Raw genomic sequence first — 19,350 nt, forward strand, 5'->3', positions numbered from 1 at the left:
TCGTCAGGCGTTGGAATACCGCTCGGTTTCCGGCATCCAGCGTTCAATTAACGCTGCCGCCTGTTCGGGGTAGCGTTCATGAATATGACGCGCAAGGCGTTGTACTTCGGGGATCATGGCCTGATCGCGCAATAAATCCGCTACTTTAAACTCGGCGTTACCCGTCTGACGCGTGCCCAGCAGTTCGCCCGGGCCGCGGATCTCCAGATCTTTTTGCGCAATGACGAAGCCGTCATTGCTGTCGCGTAATACCTGCAAACGCATCTGCGCGGTTTTCGACAGAGGGGCTTTGTAGAGCAGCACGCAGTGAGAGGCGATCGCGCCACGGCCCACGCGGCCTCGTAGCTGGTGGAGCTGCGCCAGGCCCAGGCGCTCCGGGTTCTCAATAATCATCAGGCTGGAGTTCGGCACGTCCACGCCCACTTCGATGACCGTGGTCGCGACCAGCAAATGCAGCTCGCCCTGTTTGAACGACTGCATCACCGCCTGCTTCTCGGCAGGCTTCATGCGCCCGTGAACCAGACCGACGTTCAGCTCCGGCAGGGCGAGCTTTAACTCTTCCCACGTGGCTTCGGCAGCCTGCGCTTCCAGCAGCTCAGACTCTTCAATCAGGGTACAGACCCAGTAAGCCTGACGTCCTTCGTGGGTGCAGGCGTTGCGCACGCGGTCAATGATGTCGTTGCGGCGCGTGTCCGGAATGGCGACCGTCGTCACCGGCGTACGGCCCGGGGGGAGTTCGTCGATGGTGGAGGTATCCAGATCGGCATAGGCCGTCATCGCCAGGGTGCGCGGAATCGGCGTGGCGGTCATGATCAGCTGATGCGGGTGGAAGCCCTGTTGCAGACCTTTCTCCCACAGCGCCAGACGCTGATGAACACCAAAGCGGTGCTGTTCGTCGATAATGACCAGCGCCAGGCCGTTAAACTGCACCTGTTCCTGGAAAATGGCGTGCGTGCCGACAATCATCTGCACCTGCCCGCTGGCAATGGCTTCCTGCTGCGCAAGGCGCGCTTTGCCCTTCTGCTTCCCAGCCAGCCAGCCCACTTCAATTCCCAGCGGGGCGAACCAATTACGGAAATTGTTGGCGTGCTGCTCGGCCAGCAGTTCCGTCGGCGCCATCAGCGCCACCTGCTTACCGTGGGCGATGGCGCGCAAAGCGGCCAGCGCGGCGACCAGCGTTTTCCCGGAACCCACGTCGCCCTGCACCAGGCGCATCATCGGCACATCCAGCGCCATATCGCGTTCGATCTCGGCAGTCACCCGCGCCTGGGCGCCGGTGGGTTTAAACGGCAGTGAGGCCAGCAGCTTATCTTTGAGCTCATCACGCTGGCTTAATGGCTGCGCGTGGAAGCGCTGCGCTCCTGCGCGCAGAGCCAGCATGCTCAGGTTGTGAGCCAGTAATTCCTCAAGGATAAGACGCCGTTGGGCGGGGTGTTTACCGCTCTCTAAATCAACAAGCTGAAGCGTTGGCGGTGGACGGTGCAGGGTGCGCAACGCCTCCGGCAGGCTCATCATGCCCTGCGCCAGCTCCGGCGGCAGCAGCTCGTTAATGGCGCAGGTATCGAGCAGCTCCAGCGCCTGATCGGTGAGCTTGCGCAGCGTAGCCTGCTTAATGCCTTCAGTGGTTGGATAGACCGGCGTGAGCGTCTCCTGTAGCTCAGGTGAGCTGAGATCGCCCTGCACGCGGTATTCCGGGTGGATCATCTCCGCGCCGTATTTGCCCCGTTTGGCTTCACCGTACGCAAGTACGCGTCGTCCAGTGGCAAGGCTGTTTTTCATTGCCGCATTGAAGTTGAAAAAGCGCATGGTGAGAATGCCGGTGCCGTCGCTGATCTGGCAGGTCATCATCCTGCGTCCGCCAAAGGTGATGTTGCAGTTCAGCACTTCCCCTTCAACGGTGGCGTAAATAGCGGGCAGCAGATCGCCAATCTTATAAAGCTGAGTACGGTCTTCGTAGCGCAGGGGGAGGTGGAGCAGGAGATCCTGCACGGTGTGCAGGCCTATCTTCGCCAGTTTACTGCTTTGTGCCGCGCCCACGCCCGTCAGGCTGTTGAGCGGTATGGCGTCCAGCAGGCGGCCTTTCATGATTTACCCCGCGTACTGCATGGTGGACCACCACTCGGCATCGGCTTCAATTTCGCCCTGCGCGTTGACGTGGGGGTAAGGCAATTTCTTCTGCTTCGCAACGCGAGCCAGCACCGGATAGCCACCTTCAAACAGCAGGCGCTGCTGCTCCTCTTCAGGCAGCATGCTGTTGCTGCGCTCGTACATTCCGGCATTCTGACGCTGGCGCTGCGCTTCATACAGGATCAGCGCTGAGGCGACCGACACGTTGAGTGACTGGACCATGCCGATCATTGGAATGATGATGTCCCGATCGGCCAAATCCAGTGCTTCCTGCGTGATCCCCGTTTTCTCCTGGCCCATTAAAATACAGGTCGGACGGGTGTAGTCGATCTCACGGAAATCCACGGCTTTAGCAGAGAGGTTGGTTGCCAGAACCTGCATGCCACGCCCTTTCAGGTGCGAGACCGCTTCACCAATAGTCTGGTGAGTTTTCACGGATACCCAGCTGTTGCTGCCTGCGGCGGTGGAGGCCATGGTACGCATACGTGCGCCAGGCCAGACGGCGTGGACTTCATGCACGCCGACGGCATCTGCGGTGCGGACGATAGCAGAGACGTTATGAGGTTTATGGACCTGCTCCATGCAGACCGTCAGATCAGGCTGACGCCTGGCGAGCATTTCGCAGATTCGCTCGTAACGTTTTGAATTCATAATGCTAGTTTCGGTTACGGGTGACTTTAATGACGTCCGGCATCACGCGGATCTTGCGCATAATATTGGCCAGATGCACACGGTCACGGGCGGTCAGGCGAATAAAGGCGCTATAAACGCGGCCATCTTTTTCTTCCGTATTCAGGCTTTGAATGTTGGATGAGGCGGTGTTGATCGCTGCCGTCAGGTTCGCCAGGGCACCCTGGTGGTTGAACATATCCACCTTGATTTCAGTGATAAATTCCTGCGCCGTCTCTTTATCCCACTCGACCGCCATGAACTTCTCAGGCTCTTTCTGATAGCCACGGATGTTACGGCAGGATTCATGGTGGATCACCAGCCCTTTACCCGGGCTGACGTGCGCAATAATCGGGTCGCCCGGGATAGGACGGCAGCATTTGGCGAAGGTGATGAGCACCCCGTCAGCGCCTTTGATCGGCAGGTGACCATGATTTTGCGTGGTGGCAGGAACGGCTGTCGTTTCGCCTTGTTGCAGGTTCTTCGCCACGACCACGCTCATGGCGTTGCCGAGACCAATCTCTGCCAGCAGGTCATCCAGCGAGGCGAGCTTCATACGCTCCAGCTCATGCTGAATGTTTTCTGGCGGGATCTCTGCCAGTTTGCGGCTGCCACCCAGCGCGTGATTGAGCAGACGACGCCCCAGGCTAACGGAGTCGTCGCGCTTGAGGTTTTTCAGCAGCTGGCGGATTTTTGCGCGCGCTTTTGAGCTCACGACAAAGTTCAGCCAGGCGGCGTTAGGACGTGCCCCTGGCGCGGTAATGATCTCCACCGTCTGTCCGCTGAAAAGCGGCTGCGACAGCGGATAAGGCTGCCTGTCGACGCGGGCACCTACGCAGGCATGGCCGATATCGGTATGCACGGCGTAAGCGAAGTCGACCGGTGTCGCGCCCGCAGGCAGTTCGACAATGCGCCCTTCCGGCGTGAAAACGTAAATCTCATCCGGGAAGAGATCGGATTTAACGCTCTCGATAAATTCAAACGAGCTACCTGCGCTCTGTTGCAGCTCCAGCAGGCTCTGCATCCAGCGCTGGGCGCGGATTTGCGCGGTGGTGCTGCTTTCGCCGCCGTGCTCTTTATAAGCCCAGTGCGCCGCGACACCCATCTCCGCCATCTGATCCATATCTTCGGTACGAATCTGCACCTCAACAGGGACACCGTGCGGGCCAATCATGGAGGTGTGCAAAGACTGGTATCCGTTCGCTTTTGGAATGGCGATGTAATCTTTGACGCGCCCCGGACGCGGCTTGTACAGGCTGTGCATCTGCCCCAGCACGCGATAACAGGTGTCTGAATCGTGGACGATGACGCGGAACGCGTAGATATCCATAATCGAGTGAAAACGCTGCTCTTTAAGCACCATTTTGCAGTAGATAGAGTACAAATGCTTTTCGCGACCGCTCACGCGGCACGGAATGCCCGCTTCCTGCAAACGCCCTTCGATTTCAGAGAGGATCTTTTGAATCATCTCTTTACGGTTACCGCGAGCGGCTTTCACCACCTCTTTAATCACGCGATAGCGGTTCGGGTACAACGCCTCAAAACCCAGCTCTTCCAGCTCGGTTTTAATGTGATGAATACCTAAACGGTGCGCCAGCGGACTGTAGATTTCGAGGGTTTCACGGGCGATGCGGCGACGTTTATCCGGGCGAAGTGAGCCCAGCGTGCGCATATTGTGGGTGCGGTCCGCGAGTTTGATGAGAATGACGCGGATATCCTGCACCATCGCCATGATCATCTTGCGAAAGTTTTCGGCTTGCGCCTCTTTCTTGTCGCGGAATTTTAGCTTATCAAGCTTAGAGACCCCTTCCACCAGCTCGGCAACGCTTTTGCCAAACAGCTGTTCCATGTCCTGGTAGGTGGCAGGGGTATCTTCAATCACGTCATGCAGCAGGGCGGCCATCAGCGTTTCGTAGTCGAGTTTCATCTCGGCCAGAATACAGGCCACCGCTACCGGGTGCGTGATATAGGGTTCACCGCTTGAACGTGTCTGGCCCTCGTGAGCGTCACGTGCAACGAGATACGCCTGCTGAAGACGCTTAATCTGGTCTTCAGGCAGGTAGGTTTGAATCAGTTGATTCAGGCTTTCAAACAGATACAAGGGCGACCCGCAGGTTTAATTAACGACGACCTTCAGCAATAGCGGTAACAGCTTGTAATTCAGCGGCTTCCTGCTCTTGCTGCTCCTGGCGCTCACGCACGTCGAGGATCTGGTTGTTGATCAGACCTTCTTCGATTTCGCGAAGTGCAATAACGGTGGTTTTATCGTTTTCTTCCGGTACCAGCGGATCTTTACCGCCTACCTGCATCTGACGAGCGCGACGCGCGGCGACCAGCACCAGGTCAAAACGGTTACCAATTTTCTCTACAGCGTCCTGAACAGTTACGCGTGCCATACTTAAAATGCTCCACAGGTGAAGAAATGACTGGGCATGATACTGAAAGTGGGTTCAGTCTGCCAACAGTTTGGTGATTAATGCGTCATGTCGCTGCTTCTGGCGGCTCATACGCAGACGTTCTGCGCGAAGGATAGTTTTGAGATCGCTCAGCGCGGCATCAAAATCATCATTCACAATAAGGTAATCATATTCCGCGTAATGGCTCATTTCTGCAACAGCTTGCGCCATACGCTTCGCGATAACTTCTTCGCTGTCCTGGCCGCGACCACGCAGGCGACGATCCAGTTCATCTTTCGATGGCGGTAAAATAAAGATACTGCGCGAATCAGGCATTTTCTTACGAATTTGCTGCGCGCCCTGCCAGTCGATATCCAGGAACACGTTCACGCCGGTCGCCAGAACCTGCTCAATGGTTTCACGCGAAGTACCGTAGTAGTTACCGAAAACTTCTGCGTGTTCAAGAAACGCGTCTCTGCCAATCATCGCTCTGAATTCGTCGTGATTCACAAAGAAATAGTGTTCACCGTGCACTTCACCCGGACGCGGTGCTCGCGTGGTGTGAGAAACAGAAACCTGCGTATCGTACAACGGTTGGGTTTTTAACAGTGCCTGAATAAGGCTGGATTTACCCGCGCCACTAGGGGCAGAAACAATATAAAGCGTGCCTTGAGCCATGAGAGTCTTTTGTATGTGTTAACGAAGAAGTCCTACATACGGGCTTATTATACACGTCGCCGCTGTGTGACGTAGCCTTTGTCACACTTTTTCCCCTGGATGATTAAATTTTGCGTGCCGTTTTCAGCTTTTACCTTCTTTTTGCTGCAATAAAAACAATGCGCTGAAGCGCGCTCGTAAAATGCAATTTTGCAGCTGGTCTGCGGCTCCCGGGCAGGGTATACCCTTCGCAAAACAGGGAGGGGTAATAATGGTGAAATGGATAAGCATACTGATGATCTTCTTAAGCAGCGGGGCGATGGCTATCTGCCCGGTCTGGTCACCGGCTAAAGCCGGGCAGGAGATCGCGGCCCTGAAGGCGCAGCTGACCCGCTGGAATGATGATTACTGGAAGCAGGGCCGCAGCGAGGTGAGCGACGACGTTTACGACAGGCTTAACGCCCGCTTAAAACAGTGGCAGCGCTGTTTTCACGATGAACCGCTGCACGACGATCTTCCAGCTGCCAGTGGGACGGTGAAACATCCCTTCGCCCATACCGGCGTGCATAAGGTAGAAAGCAAGCAGGCGCTTAGCCGCTGGATGGCGACGCAGCAGGATCTCTGGGTACAGCCAAAGGTGGATGGCGTTGCGGTCACCCTGGTCTACAAAAACGGCAAGCTGGTGCAGGCGATTAGCCGGGGCGACGGCTTACAGGGGGAAGAGTGGACGGCACAGGCGCGAATGATCCCCGCTATTCCGCAAACGCTGGCCGGGCCGCTTGCCAACAGCGTGTTGCAGGGTGAACTTTTTCTGCTGCGCGACGGGCATATCCAGCAGCGGATGGGGGGGATGAACGCGCGTGCGAAGGTAGCGGGAGCGATGATGCGCGCGACCGATCGCGCAGCGCTGAAGCAGACAGGCATTTTTATCTGGGCCTGGCCGAACGGCCCAAAAGCGATGAAAGCACGCCTTTCCGCGCTGGCGGAGGCAGGTTTTACCCTGACGGCCCGCTATACCCTGCCGGTTAAAAACGCGGCTGACGTGGAGGCGCAGCGGACGGCCTGGTTTAAGGCTTCGTTGCCCTTCGCCACGGATGGCATTGTGGTCCGCGCCTCGGCAGAGCCGCCGGGCGAGCGATGGCTGCCGGGGGAAGGGAGTTGGGTCGTCGCATGGAAATACCTTCCTGTGGCCCAGGTGACGGAGGTCAAAGCGATTCACTTTACCGTTGGCCGTACCGGGCGGATCACCGCGATTGCGCAGCTTGAGCCGCTGATGCTCGACGATAAACGCGTACAGCGCGTCAGCTTAGGGTCGGTTAACCGCTGGCAGAGGCTGGATATTGCCCCCGGCGATCAGGTGCTGGTAAGCCTGGCGGGACAAGGTATTCCCCGGCTGGATAACGTGGTGTGGCGCAATGTGGATCGCAGTAAACCGCAGCCGCCCTCATCGCGCTATAACGGCTTAACCTGTTTCTATGCCTCTCCGGAGTGCATGGCGCAATTTTTTGCCCGGCTGACGTGGCTAAGTTCCAGGCAGGCGTTAGATATCGAAGGAATGGGCGAATCAGGATGGCGGACCCTCTATCAGGCGCATCGGTTTAAGCACCTCTTCTCCTGGCTACAGCTCACGCAGGCGCAGCTCACCGCGACGGCGGGGATATCGGCATCGCATGGCGCTGCGCTGTGGCATCAGTTTAACCTGGCGCGGGAGCGACCTTTTATCCGCTGGATCACCGCGATGGGAATACCGCTGGCCCGGTCGACGCTCAAGGCGGCAGGGGATCGCACCTGGCAGGCGCTGATTCAGCGAAGCGAAGCGGAGTGGCGGATGCTGCCGGGTGTCGGGCAGGAGAAGGCCCGCCAGATCGTAAACTGGCTGCATCAGCCTCAGATTGATGCCCTGGCAAAATGGCTGGCCGCAGAGCACATCGGTGGATTTTAATCTGCGTGCGCTCCTGAACAGACTGGCGAGGGGGCACACTTCCGCTGCCGTGAATAGCGTATTTATGAGACGCGGTTTATATACGCAATAATTATGAATATAAATGAATTATTCATGGCAAATATATTTTGAGGAAATATTATCCCTGAACCCAATTTCAGAATTTGCTCTGCTTGCGTTTTTATTTTCTTTGAGAGAACGGCTTAATTGATCTCAATCACTATTAATCGAGAGCAATAGCCGGGAATGAAGGAGTTGTAGGCAATGTAGCCTGAGTATTGTTCGTATTTTTGCTTTTAATTTCAGTTGTTTAACTATTTTATTAATAATATGTTGAGTGTTTTCTGGTTAACAATTAGTCATATTTATTCTGCCGGAAATCATTGCGTCAAATTATTATAAGAATTATCTTATCCAAAATTTTTAAGGTAGTTACCGCTGGGGTGCATTTCGCATCACTTCTGCGTTTTCCTTTCTTTTTGCACCCCGTGAGGGAGTTAACTATCTGAACTCCAATTGAAGCAATTAAGGGTACCGAAATATATCCTGGCAGTTTATATGCGCTGGTGTTCAGAGCCCAGGGCTTTTACATGGATGATTTTCCGTCCCTGTCGGGCCGGAATTCAGCCCCGGGCTTTATGCCCGTTAACCGGGACCTGGTTTCCAGGTGCTCATATTTTCCTTCATTTGAATGAGGACCAAAAATGAAAAGGACGCTTTGTACAGTGCTGACGGCACTCACGTTGGCGACTGCCCTGCCTGCTATAGGCGCTACCACCGAAGCAGGTAGCACCAGCGCAGCAACAACCGGTACAACAACCGGAGCAACGGTGGGAACTACCGCTGGCACTACGGGGGGACTGGCGGCAGGCGCGATTGGGACAACCGCTGTTGTCACCACCGCTGCGATTGCCGGCGTAGCGACGTTAGCCGTTGTCGCGGCAAGCGACAGTGGCGATGACTCAGGCAATGGTACTTCCACGACGACAGTTACCCGCTAAGGCTGGTGCGCAAGGCGATATAGCCTTGCGCTGAACAGCGCAACGACTTGACCCGGTGGCGATATCAAAGCCGGGTATTTAATTGATTTCAATGTTATTTAATCAAGGATTTCTGGTGAGACTGTTTATTCTGCTCATCATGACTCTGCTGATCCAGGGATGTACGCCGAGCCAGCAGAGCATTATTGAGACCTTTAACGCCAGCCTGGACGGGCGCCAGGATGTGACGGTAACGGACGGGCAGATTCAGGTGCTCCCATACTCAACCATGTACCTGCGTCTGGATAATAGCCCGAGGATCCTGGTGGTTCTCGGATACATCGAACAGAGAAACAGTAAGTGGTTATCGCAGGATAATGCGATGATCGTCACGCATAACGGTCGCCTTATCCACACGCTCAAGCTTCCTTATAACCTGCTTGAGGTAACCAATCTTGAGCACGATCCGCTGCGCCACACGCCGCAGCTCCGCGACGGCAGCCAGTGGTCGCGTGATGTGCGCTGGCAGGAAGAGGGGCGGTATCGCTCCGCACACCTGACCTCGCGCTTCTCCCTGAGCGGGACGGAAAACCTGACCCTTGCCGGAAACACGCTACGTTGTCAGGTCTGGCAGGAGACGGTGCAGGCCGACGGCCTCGATCGTCGCTGGCATAACACCTTCTGGATTGATTCCGCCACCGGCCAGGTACGCCAGAGCGAACAGATGCTCGGCGCGGGCGTATTCCCTGTCGCCATGACGATGTTGAAGCCCGCCCCATGAACAGACTCAGAAAATGGTTACCTGGCGTAGGGCTATCTCTCTTCAGCCTGCCCGCCTTATGCGCAAGCGTCGTTACCGTGCATCAGCCGGGCAAAACGTGGTCTGCTGGACAGGCCGATACGCTCTCCCGGCTGGTCACCCAGCCGCAGCTGAACAACGTCTGGTGGCAGGGCGCTGTCATCGCAACCCCTTCCGCCACGCGGCGAGCGCAACAGACGCAACAGCAGGTGCTGGCGTCGCTTTCAGCCTGGCAGAATCGCGCCGATGACGAGCGGATCGCGACCATTCGCGCTGTCGCTACACAGACCCGCTCCCTGCGGATCGTCGGGCGGCAGTTTATCAGCCTCGATCCAGACGCCGTGCGTACCGACGCCCGCGGCGATCGTTCCCTTGAGGGCCGTTACGATCTGTGGGTCTCGCCTGCGCCCCGCACCGTCACGCTGATGGGGGCGGTCGCCACACCGGGGAAACTGGCCTGGCGTCCGGGCGCAAGCATCAGGGATTACTTACAGGGGCAGCTGCGGCTGGCTGGCGCCGACAGGAATAACGTGACCGTTATCGATCCTGACGGCAGTACGGTTGTTGCGCCGGTGGCGTACTGGAACGCACGCCATATTGAAGCAGAGCCGGGCGCTGTTCTGTGGGTGGGGTTTGATCCCCGGGCGGTGCCGGACGATTTTACCGGTCTGAATGAGCAAATCGTTGCGCTCCTGACGCGGCGGATACCTGACTGATGAACAAACTTTTTTTACTGAGCGGCCTTGCTCTGGCGATCTCTTCTGCCTGCCACGCGGAACTGCGTACCTGGCCCGATCCGACCGGACCTTCACAGTCCGACTTTGGCGGCACCGGCCTGATGCAAATGCCCGACGCGCGCTTTGGTCGGGAAGGGGAATTCAGCGTCAACTACCGCGATAACGACCAGTATCGTTTTTACTCCTCTTCGGTCGTGCTCTTTCCGTGGCTGGAAGGGACGATTCGTTATACCGACGTCCGCACCCGCAAATACAGCAGCGACGAGGATTTCAGCGGCGATCAAAGCTACAAGGATAAGTCGTTCGATTTTAAGGTTCGTCTGTGGGAAGAGGACTATAGCCTGCCGCAGGTGGCGCTCGGCAAGCGCGATATTGCGGGCACCGGCCTGTTCGACGGTGAATATCTGGTTGCCAGTAAAATGGCCGGACCGGTCGATTTTACCTTTGGAATAGCCTGGGGATATCCCGGTAATAGCGACAACGTGGGTAACCCGCTGTGCCACGACAACAATAAGTATTGCACCCGCGGCGAATCACATGATGCCGGGGATATCAGCTTAAGCGATATGTTTCGTGGTCCGACGTCGCTGTTTGGCGGCCTCCAGTATCAGACGCCCTGGCAGCCCCTGCGCCTGAAGCTCGAGTATGACGGCAACAATTATGCCGATGATTTTGCCGGCTCCATTAAGCAGTCGAGCCATATCAACGTGGGGGCAGTCTATCGCGTTGCCGACTGGGCCGATCTCAACCTCAGCTACGAGCGCGGCAATACGCTGATGTTTGGCTTCACCCTGCGGACCAACTTTAACGATCTGCGCCCCGCGCTGCGTGATAACCCGAAACCGGCCTGGAAACCGGCACCGGCAGGCGAGACGCTGGACTATACCTCGGCGGCAAACCAGCTCACCGCGCTTAAGTACAACGCAGGCTTCGATGCGCCGGAGATCCTTCAGCACGGCAATACCTTATACATGACCGGCGAACAGTATCGCTATCGCGATCCGCGCGAAGCGGTGGATCGCGCCAACCGTATTCTGATCAATAACCTGCCCGACGGGGTCGACACGATCGCTATCACCCAGCGGCGTGACCATCTGCCGCTGGTCACGACGCAAACCGATGTCACCAGCCTGCGCAAACAGCTGGCGGGACAGCCGCTCGGCCAGGAGGAGGCGCTCAGGCAGCAGCGCGTCGAGCCTGTGGATACCACAGCGTTCGGGCGCGGCTACCGTATTCGCGCCGATCGCTTCAGCTACAGCGTCAAACCGACGCTGGCGCAGTCGCTGGGCGGTCCGGAAGATTTCTATATGTTCCAGGTGGGGGTGATGGCCAGCGCCAGCTACTGGCTGACCGATCGTCTGCTGCTCGACGGCGGCGTGTTCGCCAACCTCTATAACAACTACGACAAGTTCAAATCCTCGCTGCTTCCCGCTGACTCCAGCCTGCCGCGAGTCAGAACCCATATTCGAGATTATGTCAGCAATGACTTCTACATCAACAACTTACAGGCCAACTATGTCGATGCGCTGGGGCACGGCTTCTATGCCCAGATTTATGGCGGCTACCTCGAAACCATGTACGGCGGCGTGGGAGCAGAGGCGCTCTGGCGCCCGCTGGATAGCGACTGGGCGCTGGGCGTGGATGCGAACTACGTCAAGCAGCGCGACTGGGACGACATGATGCGCTTTACCGACTACAGCGCGCCAACCGGATTTATCACCGCCTACTGGAACCCGGCGAAGCTCAACAGTGTGTTGATGAAGCTGAGCGTCGGGCAGTACCTGGCGAAAGATAAAGGCGCCACCCTCGACGTCGCGAAGCGATTCGACAGCGGCGTGACGGTAGGCGCCTGGGCGGCGCTGACCAACGTCTCGAAAGAGGATTATGGCGAAGGTGGCTTTAGCAAAGGCTTCTACATCTCGATCCCGCTTGATCTGATGACGATCGGCCCAAATCGCAACCGGGCGGTGGTCTCGTGGACACCTCTCACGCGTGATGGCGGCCAGACGTTAGGCCGTAAATATCAGCTCTATGACATGACGTCAGAACGCGAAACCCCGGTAGGGCAGTAGTACCGGATGAAACAGGCATTACTTAACCAGATGATTTTCCTGAATGAAAAACGTTAAATTTTCCGTGCTTGCGTTGGCTATGATGGCGTTAAGCGGTTGTACTATCGTACCGGGCCAGGGACTTAGCACCCAGGGCAAAGATATTATCGATCTGCCTGACAGCAATTACGATCTGAATAAGATGGTCAACGTCTATCCGCTCACGCCGGGGCTGGTGGAGCAGTTGCTGCCTGGCAAAGTCGACTCCCGCGCGAATCCTGAACTGGATCGCCAGCTTCAGAACTACCAATATCGCATCGGCGTCGGCGACGTGCTGATGGTTACCGTCTGGGACCACCCGGAGCTGACCACCCCCGCAGGTCAGTACCGTAGCGCCAGCGATACGGGCAACTGGGTGAATGCCGATGGCACGATCTTCTACCCCTATATCGGCAAAATCCGCGTCGTCGGCAAAACGCTGGCCCAGGTGCGCGATGAGATCGCCGCCCGGCTGGACTCGGTGATTGAGAGCCCGCAGGTGGATGTCAGCGTCGCGGCGTTCCGCTCGCAAAAAGCCTACGTGACGGGCGAAGTGGCTAAGTCGGGCCAGCAGCCCATCACCAACATTCCGCTGACCATAATGGATGCGATCAATGCGGCAGGCGGCCTGACGTCGGAGGCGGACTGGCGCCACGTGGTGCTGACCCATAACGGCCAGGACACGCACATTTCTCTCTACGCGCTGATGCAGCGCGGCGATCTCACCCAGAACAAACTCCTCTATCCGGGCGATATTCTCTTCATTCCCCGTAATGACGACCTGAAAGTGTTTGTCATGGGCGAGGTGGGTAAACAGAGCACCCTGAAGATGGACCGTAGCGGCATGACGCTGGCGGAAGCGCTGGGTAATGCGCAGGGCGTAAATCAGGATATGGCCGACGCCACAGGGATCTTTGTGATTCGTCCGTTGCAGGGCAAGCAGAACGGCAAAATCGCCAACGTCTACCAGCTTAACGCCCGGGATGCCACCGCGATGGTGTTGAGCACCGAATTTCAGCTTGAGCCTTACGACATCGTCTATGTCACCACCGCGCCGCTGGTGCGCTGGAACCGCGTGATCTCTCAGCTTGTGCCGACTATTACCGGCGTACATGACCTGACTGAAACAGGGAGATATATCAGAACATGGCCAAACTAACGTTTAACGCCATCCTGGTGATCTGTACCGGCAATATCTGCCGCTCTCCCATTGGGGAACGGCTGCTGCGCCGGCTGCTTCCCGCCACCCGGGTCGATTCAGCGGGAATTTGTGGCCTGGAAGGGCGCACCGCCGATTCACAGGCGACAGAGATCGCCGCCGAACGCGGCACCCTGCTTGAGGGCCACGTGGCGCGCAGGCTCACCCCCGCCATGGTGCGCGACTACGATCTGATTCTGGCGATGGAGCTGGAACATATCGAGCAGGTCACGGCTATCGCACCGGAGGCGCGCGGCAAAATGATGCTCTTTGGTCACTGGACGGGCAGAAAAGAGATCCCGGACCCCTACCGTAAAAACCGGGACGCATTTGAATATGTTTATGGGCTGCTGGAGCAGGCCAGTCTGGAATGGGCGAAACGGCTCAGTTAATCACACGGGATAGTTACGTTTTATGTCAACAAATAACCTTCACGCCCATGATGCGTCTGCCGCGAATAACGAGATCGATCTGGTGCGCCTGTTGGGTGAGCTGCTCGACCACCGAAAATTTATTCTCATCCTTACCGCGCTGTTCACGCTGGCGGCACTGCTTTATGCGCTCTTTGCCACACCAGTTTATCAGGCCGATGCGCTGATACAGGTGGAACAGAAGCAGGGCAACGCGCTACTCAGTAACCTTAGCGAGTTCATCCCTGACTCCTCGCCTGAGTCGGCGCCGGAGCTTCAGCTTCTCCAGTCGCGCATGATCCTCGGTAAAACGATTGATGACCTGAACCTGCGCACGCAGGTAAGTGAAAACTATTTTCCCCTTGTCGGACGCGGCTGGGCGCGACTCACCGGGCAACAGCCTGGCATCGTCGATATCCGTATGCTCAATCTTCCCCCTGTCGCGGGTCGGGCGCAAAAGCTGACGCTGACCGTCGGCGAGAAGGGCCACTATCAGCTGGAAGGCGATAACGTGACGTTACAGGGCGTCGTGGGACAGCCACTGAGCGCGGCGAATATCGCCATTACCATTGCCGCTATCCAGGCGAAGCCGGGTACGCAATTTACGATTACACAGCTGAGCGAGCTGGAGGCCATTGACGCGCTACAGCTGCGTTTTTCCGTGAGCGAGCGCAGCAAGGACAGTGGGATGCTTGGCCTGACCATCACGGGGGAAGATCCCGATGAGATGGCGCGCGTGCTTAACTGCATCGCCGATAACTATTTACAACAGAACGTGGCTCGCCAGGCGGCGCAGGATGCGAAAAGCCTGCAATTTTTGAAGCAGCAGCTTCCGCAGGTGCGCAGCGAGCTGGACCAGGCCGAGGAGAAGCTCAACCGCTATCGCCAGCAAAATGACTCCGTTGACCTGAACCTGGAGGCAAAAGCGGTGCTGGAGCAGATTGTAAATGCGGACAATCAGCTCAATGAACTGACCTTCCGGGAAGCGGAAATTTCGCAGCTCTACAAAAAAGATCACCCCACCTACCGGGCGCTGATTGAGAAACGCCAGACGCTGGAGCAGGAAAAAAACCGCCTGAATAAACGGGTATCGTCCATGCCGTCAACCCAGCAGGAGGTGTTGCGCCTGAGCCGTGATGTGGAGTCCGGACGCGTTATCTACCAGCAGCTGCTTAACCGCGAACAGGAGCTGAGCATCGCCCGGTCGAGCGCAATTGGTAACGTCCGCATTATCGATCCGGCCGTGACCCGGCCGCAGCCAGTCAAGCCGAAAAAAGCGCTGGTCGTCGTTCTGGGGGTTCTCCTGGGTCTGTTCGTCTCTGTGGGCTGGATCCTGGCACGCAGTATGCTGCGTATGGGCATTGAAACGCCGGAGCAGCTGGAGGAGCACGGGATTAACGTCTATGCCACCGTACCGCTGTCGGAATGGCTGGCTAAAAAGATGCGTTTGCGCAAAAAAGACTTTATGTCCTCAGGGCTGCGCCATAAGACCAAACATATCCCCTTCCTGGCGGCGGATAACCCGGTCGATCTCTCCGTGGAGGCGATTCGCGGCCTGCGCACCAGTCTGCATTTTGCGATGATGGAGTCAGCGAACAATATACTGATGATCTCTGGCGCCACGCCTGACAGCGGTAAAACCTTTGTCAGCAGTACCCTGGCGGCCGTCGTGGCGCAGGCGGGCCAGAAAGTGCTCTATATTGATGCGGATATGCGTCGCGGGTATGCCCATGATCTGTTTAAGCTCGACAATACCTGCGGCTTGTCAGAAATATTGTCCGGTAAGGCGGAGTATACCCAGGGCGTTCAGACCTTCGATAAAGGCGGGTTCGATACCATCGTGCGCGGGCAGATCCCCCCTAATCCGGCGGAGCTTCTGATGCATACGCGTTTCCAGCAGCTGCTGGACTGGGCGAATGAACGCTACGATCTGGTGATTATCGATACGCCACCGATCCTGGCGGTCACCGACGCGGCTGTTGTCGGTCGTCGCGCAGGCACCACGCTGCTGGTCGCCCGCTTCGGGATGAACAGCGTGAAGGAGATGCTGGTCTGTGTACAGCGTCTGGAGCAGAGTGGCGTCAATACCAAAGGGGTGATTCTCAACGGCGTCGTTAAGCGGGCAAGCAACGCTTACGGCTACGGCTATCATCACTACGGTTACAACTATTCGAGTAATTGATTATCCGGCGCCTGCCCGTTCTGACATTAATGCGCATTGTGTTTGTAATGAAAAACGGGCAGGCCCAGCTTAAGGCGCAATGCCAGCATACGCGCGGTGAAGCCAAACAGCAGGGTGGAGATAACCACCACATCGTGGCTGGTGACATAGTGCTGCAAGGCGACATAAAGCACTGCCGCGGCAAAGGAGATGCCGGCATACAGTTCCTTCTGGAAAACCAGCGGGATACGTTTGCAGAACATATCCCGCAGCACCCCGCCAAACACGCCCGTGATCACGGCAGCAATGGTGGCGATAACCGGGCCTTCACCCATATCGAGAGCGATTTGTGCGCCAATGATGGAAAAAACAATCAGCCCAAGCGCATCCAGCACCAGGAACACGCGGCGCAGATGAGGCATCACCGGGGCCACAATCGTGGTTAGCACGGCTGCCGTTGCCACGATAATGACGTACTCAGGGTTTTTTACCCAGCCGAGCGGATAATGGCCAAGCAGGATATCGCGCACGGACCCGCCGCCGAGCGCGGTGGCCGTGGCAATAATAATCACGCCGAAGGTGTCCATACGGCGACGTCCGGCAGCGAGCGCGCCGGTCATGGCTTCTGCGGTAATGCCAATAAGATAGAGAATGTGAAGCAGCATAAACCCTCCGGAATGAAGAGGAGGAGATTAGCGATTTGTGCGGAAGATCACGATTGAGATTTTCTAAGGCGAGGGGGTTTGCCCTACAGAAATTTATCAACGCATGCCTGGCGGGCTTGTGATAAGGCGGGAGGAAAAGAAAGTAAGGCTAAATAAGGATTAGAAAAAGTAATGGGTGGTGTGCGAGGCAACACCACCCTGAAAGGAATTACTCGATATTGGATCTGTTAGTTGACTATGTGCCTGTAAGTCTTGTTATTGTTGGGTTTTATTAATTTGAATATTTCATTGGGTACATGTATGGGTACACGTTTTTTGAAGGTGCTTCCCAAATGCTGTGCGTTTTTATTCTTTGGTAAAGAATTGTAAGCCATGAGTTATGCGGCCACATTGATTGGCTTTTTCTGCTTTGGTGGATTTTGTGGCACCTCATCAATATTCATGACTGACACAAATCTGTAAGTCATCGCCTCAGCGTACGCCTGTGTGAAGCCGTAGCGCCTCAGTTCATGGATTAACGCTTCGTCATCCAGTTCCAGCCCGAAAACCTCCTCAGCGATAGCGGAGGCAATTTCCAGACGGGTACTGTTAGGCAGCCGGTTCACGTTCAGCATTGGGCGCACTCCAGATAAAAGAAACCGCCTTTCGGCGGCGCTTAGCAGGGATGGGGATTCAGGGGCGATACACCATGAGATAGCAGTACGTCATTAAGCAGAGCGCATAGGCTTCCGTCATGCTTTCCCCGCATAGAAATTGGCGTTAAAAACCTTCTGGCTCATCGGGGCAGTGTCAGACTTGCCGTAGAATTTCGCATTGAAGTCATGTTGCCCGGTTCCACCCATCGCAGTGCTTTCACCTTCACGCGCCAGACGTGCTTTTTTGAGCGCAGCCATTACAGATGATTTACTCATTTACAGGCTTCCCGCTCGTGAGATGGAAGTAAACCCGCGCCCGGCTCCGCTACGGCTCAGGGCATTCAGCGCAGGCGTTAATGATTCAGCAGTCCAGCCGATCACACCATTAACTGAACGGGGCAGTGGGAAATTGCCAGCATTTGCCCATGCCTTTAACTGGTCTACGGTCAGTGCTTTCCCATACTGGCGCTGATATCGCTCGCATACCTGCTCCGGGCTAACCAGTTTGGTGGCACTCAAGCCCAGCGGGGAAACATGCTCGAACTCAATCGCACGAGAAAACCAGCCGTTTCCGGCAGCATATAAACCAGATGCGTGGCGTGCGGATTCGGCAGTTTTGCGTTGTTGTTCTGCGGTTCGACGTTGCTCAAGGAGGATTGAAGTTACTTCATTCATTCGGGTTCACCATAGCGCAGTAATTGATGATTAATTATACCAAATGTACTAGCTCGGTAGTACATGAAAGGTTAAAATAAATGCGTCGGCTCATCCATCCGGCATCAAAAGAAGCGTAGTGAACCGGAACAGCCTCGCAGCAATGCGGGGCTTTTCTGTTTCTGGTGGGTATACATGATTTATCTGAGGTCAGTAGCAACCAAAATTGATAACTATTGCTAACTATTTTCCGGCTAACCACATGTAAAGGGTCAGCAAATGTAAGCCATAGGTAGGGGTAAAATCAGGGTGCCTAATGGTAAACTACAGGCAAAAAATAAATGAATACGAGGAGTGATTAATGTCAGGCCGAAATATCGGCCTGACTGGTAGGTGTACTTCTTTAAGATGAAAAGTATTAATATAAATAATCCGTACAAAAATCTCGAAAATGTTATCTTATTACAACTTTAATGATTTTCTTATTCGCTTTGAAAGTACAAAGGGCTTCATTGTGTACTGTCATACTATATTTATTCTCAGCGGTAAATTTAAAATAAACAGCATATCCGTTTAAATCATTCTTCATGTTTGTTTTTAAGCTACCATAGTCAATTTCAATGGTATCTGGTAGTTTGAGTCTTGCTATTACGTTGTTTACACATGTAGCCTCAAGTTCGCTAGTGAGTTTTCGTTCAGCATTTTCAGCGGCTTCGGATGCGATCTGCTCCGCTGTTTTAGGCTTCTCTGGAGCATTTATAACACTTAGAACTCCTAAAGCAAACAAACAAAAAAATGTCACTCCAAGCGCGATGATTATTTTGTCTTTTTTTGAATATGTTATTTTTCCTCCTTGATTGAAAAATGTTTTCTTTTCTTCCTTGTTTAATTTCTTGAATTCAGAAAACGAAATTTTATTAGTGCTTATATCTGAGGATTTATTATGATTTTGTCTATGCTCTGTTAACTGCTCTTCTTGTGCGTCGTCAATTACAGCCATACAATTAGGGCAGGTTTTATCATTTTTATCATATTCATGATCGCACTTCTTACATATTAATTTAGCCATAAATAACACCATTGAGAGACCAGAAAAGTAAAGTGATTATATATTTAAAAAAGGGTAGATTGATATGGTCGAGTTAACATTCTTCATCCTTGTTATTCGTAACTAATTTTATAATCGGATAAAACTTCAATATCGTTTTTTCGCTTGTCCCGTTTGTCCCG

General features: G+C 55.2%; 18 protein-coding genes. 8 read left to right on the plus strand and 10 right to left on the minus strand.

Annotated elements, in window-relative coordinates; genetic code table 11:
* Nucleotides 1–3: 3 nt before the first annotated feature.
* The 5 genes from recG to gmk are packed head-to-tail and all read right to left on the minus strand — an operon-like array spanning nt 4 to nt 5,870.
* Nucleotides 4–2,085: an ATP-dependent DNA helicase RecG gene (gene recG / locus AC4OVU_RS23025; RefSeq protein WP_045910955.1), complete on the minus strand. Its 2,082-nt coding sequence runs from the start codon at nt 2,083–2,085 to the stop codon at nt 4–6.
* Between the two features lie 3 nt (nt 2,086–2,088).
* Nucleotides 2,089–2,778, minus strand: a complete 690-nt coding sequence (gene trmH, locus AC4OVU_RS23030; RefSeq protein WP_003860922.1) for a tRNA (guanosine(18)-2'-O)-methyltransferase TrmH — start codon at nt 2,776–2,778, stop codon at nt 2,089–2,091.
* Between the two features lie 4 nt (nt 2,779–2,782).
* A complete protein-coding gene (gene spoT / locus AC4OVU_RS23035) occupies nt 2,783–4,897 on the minus strand; it encodes a bifunctional GTP diphosphokinase/guanosine-3',5'-bis pyrophosphate 3'-pyrophosphohydrolase (RefSeq protein WP_003860921.1) in 2,115 nt (704 codons plus the stop codon).
* A gap of 19 nt (nt 4,898–4,916) precedes the next feature.
* Nucleotides 4,917–5,192, minus strand: a complete 276-nt coding sequence (gene rpoZ / locus AC4OVU_RS23040) for a DNA-directed RNA polymerase subunit omega (protein WP_000135058.1) — start codon at nt 5,190–5,192, stop codon at nt 4,917–4,919.
* A gap of 54 nt (nt 5,193–5,246) precedes the next feature.
* Nucleotides 5,247–5,870 carry a guanylate kinase gene (gene gmk, locus AC4OVU_RS23045; protein WP_006177710.1) on the minus strand — a complete coding sequence of 208 codons (624 nt, stop codon included), beginning with the start codon at nt 5,868–5,870 and terminating at the stop codon, nt 5,247–5,249.
* A 250-nt stretch (nt 5,871–6,120) separates the two neighbouring features.
* Here gmk and ligB point away from each other — a divergent pair, with 250 nt between their 5' ends.
* The 8 genes from ligB to etk all read left to right on the plus strand — a co-directional run bounded on the left by ligB (nt 6,121) and on the right by etk (nt 16,187).
* On the plus strand, nt 6,121–7,791 hold the full coding sequence (gene ligB, locus AC4OVU_RS23050; RefSeq protein WP_110292432.1) for an NAD-dependent DNA ligase LigB: 1,671 nt from the start codon (nt 6,121–6,123) through the stop codon (nt 7,789–7,791).
* Nucleotides 7,792–8,495: 704 nt separating this feature from the next.
* Nucleotides 8,496–8,792 (plus strand): hypothetical protein, encoded by a 297-nt coding sequence (locus tag AC4OVU_RS23055; protein WP_017383628.1) that lies wholly within the window; start codon nt 8,496–8,498, stop codon nt 8,790–8,792.
* Nucleotides 8,793–8,907: 115 nt separating this feature from the next.
* Nucleotides 8,908–9,552 (plus strand): YjbF family lipoprotein, encoded by a 645-nt coding sequence (locus AC4OVU_RS23060; protein WP_110292516.1) that lies wholly within the window; start codon nt 8,908–8,910, stop codon nt 9,550–9,552.
* Nucleotides 9,549–10,286, plus strand: a complete 738-nt coding sequence (locus AC4OVU_RS23065; protein WP_023302877.1) for a capsule biosynthesis GfcC family protein — start codon at nt 9,549–9,551, stop codon at nt 10,284–10,286. Before AC4OVU_RS23060 ends, AC4OVU_RS23065 begins: the two co-directional genes overlap by 4 nt.
* Nucleotides 10,286–12,379, plus strand: coding sequence for a YjbH domain-containing protein (locus AC4OVU_RS23070; protein ID WP_110292517.1), 2,094 nt, complete (start codon nt 10,286–10,288; stop codon nt 12,377–12,379). The genes AC4OVU_RS23065 and AC4OVU_RS23070 overlap by 1 nt, the downstream gene beginning before the upstream one ends.
* Nucleotides 12,380–12,422: 43 nt before the next feature.
* Entirely contained in the window at nt 12,423–13,556 is a 1,134-nt protein-coding gene (locus AC4OVU_RS23075; RefSeq protein WP_032646765.1) for a polysaccharide export protein, read from the plus strand.
* A complete protein-coding gene (locus tag AC4OVU_RS23080) occupies nt 13,544–13,987 on the plus strand; it encodes an arsenate reductase/protein-tyrosine-phosphatase family protein (protein WP_110292518.1) in 444 nt (147 codons plus the stop codon). Before AC4OVU_RS23075 ends, AC4OVU_RS23080 begins: the two co-directional genes overlap by 13 nt.
* Before the next feature lie 22 nt (nt 13,988–14,009).
* Nucleotides 14,010–16,187, plus strand: a complete 2,178-nt coding sequence (gene etk / locus AC4OVU_RS23085) for a tyrosine-protein kinase (RefSeq protein WP_110292519.1) — start codon at nt 14,010–14,012, stop codon at nt 16,185–16,187.
* A gap of 26 nt (nt 16,188–16,213) precedes the next feature.
* Here the strand turns inward: etk and AC4OVU_RS23090 are convergent, their stop codons facing one another.
* The 5 genes from AC4OVU_RS23090 to AC4OVU_RS23110 form a co-directional block, all read right to left on the minus strand.
* Entirely contained in the window at nt 16,214–16,831 is a 618-nt protein-coding gene (locus tag AC4OVU_RS23090) for a trimeric intracellular cation channel family protein (protein ID WP_015570045.1), read from the minus strand.
* 377 nt (nt 16,832–17,208) lie between these two features.
* Entirely contained in the window at nt 17,209–17,445 is a 237-nt protein-coding gene (locus AC4OVU_RS23095; protein WP_116360354.1) for a hypothetical protein, read from the minus strand.
* A gap of 117 nt (nt 17,446–17,562) precedes the next feature.
* Nucleotides 17,563–17,742: a hypothetical protein gene (locus AC4OVU_RS23100; protein ID WP_097491588.1), complete on the minus strand. Its 180-nt coding sequence runs from the start codon at nt 17,740–17,742 to the stop codon at nt 17,563–17,565.
* Nucleotides 17,743–18,141, minus strand: a complete 399-nt coding sequence (locus AC4OVU_RS23105) for a hypothetical protein (protein WP_058683188.1) — start codon at nt 18,139–18,141, stop codon at nt 17,743–17,745. It lies immediately after the preceding gene.
* 433 nt (nt 18,142–18,574) lie between these two features.
* Nucleotides 18,575–19,189: a hypothetical protein gene (locus AC4OVU_RS23110; RefSeq protein ID WP_116360355.1), complete on the minus strand. Its 615-nt coding sequence runs from the start codon at nt 19,187–19,189 to the stop codon at nt 18,575–18,577.
* Nucleotides 19,190–19,350: the final 161 nt, after the last annotated feature.

It is taken from the genome of Enterobacter sp. 6722112, from assembly GCF_058661685.1.

Coding starts and splice junctions, on each gene's coding strand:
- AC4OVU_RS23055 (WP_017383628.1), top strand. CDS start 8,496: ATGAAAAGGACGCTTTGTACAGTGCTGACGGCACTCACGTTGGCGACT.
- AC4OVU_RS23090 (WP_015570045.1), bottom strand. CDS start 16,831: ATGCTGCTTCACATTCTCTATCTTATTGGCATTACCGCAGAAGCCATG.
- recG (WP_045910955.1), bottom strand. CDS start 2,085: ATGAAAGGCCGCCTGCTGGACGCCATACCGCTCAACAGCCTGACGGGC.
- AC4OVU_RS23075 (WP_032646765.1), top strand. CDS start 12,423: ATGAAAAACGTTAAATTTTCCGTGCTTGCGTTGGCTATGATGGCGTTA.
- AC4OVU_RS23105 (WP_058683188.1), bottom strand. CDS start 18,141: ATGAATGAAGTAACTTCAATCCTCCTTGAGCAACGTCGAACCGCAGAA.
- AC4OVU_RS23065 (WP_023302877.1), top strand. CDS start 9,549: ATGAACAGACTCAGAAAATGGTTACCTGGCGTAGGGCTATCTCTCTTC.
- ligB (WP_110292432.1), top strand. CDS start 6,121: ATGGTGAAATGGATAAGCATACTGATGATCTTCTTAAGCAGCGGGGCG.
- etk (WP_110292519.1), top strand. CDS start 14,010: ATGTCAACAAATAACCTTCACGCCCATGATGCGTCTGCCGCGAATAAC.
- AC4OVU_RS23095 (WP_116360354.1), bottom strand. CDS start 17,445: ATGCTGAACGTGAACCGGCTGCCTAACAGTACCCGTCTGGAAATTGCC.
- trmH (WP_003860922.1), bottom strand. CDS start 2,778: ATGAATTCAAAACGTTACGAGCGAATCTGCGAAATGCTCGCCAGGCGT.
- AC4OVU_RS23110 (WP_116360355.1), bottom strand. CDS start 19,189: ATGGCTAAATTAATATGTAAGAAGTGCGATCATGAATATGATAAAAAT.
- AC4OVU_RS23100 (WP_097491588.1), bottom strand. CDS start 17,742: ATGAGTAAATCATCTGTAATGGCTGCGCTCAAAAAAGCACGTCTGGCG.
- gmk (WP_006177710.1), bottom strand. CDS start 5,870: ATGGCTCAAGGCACGCTTTATATTGTTTCTGCCCCTAGTGGCGCGGGT.
- AC4OVU_RS23080 (WP_110292518.1), top strand. CDS start 13,544: ATGGCCAAACTAACGTTTAACGCCATCCTGGTGATCTGTACCGGCAAT.
- AC4OVU_RS23070 (WP_110292517.1), top strand. CDS start 10,286: ATGAACAAACTTTTTTTACTGAGCGGCCTTGCTCTGGCGATCTCTTCT.
- rpoZ (WP_000135058.1), bottom strand. CDS start 5,192: ATGGCACGCGTAACTGTTCAGGACGCTGTAGAGAAAATTGGTAACCGT.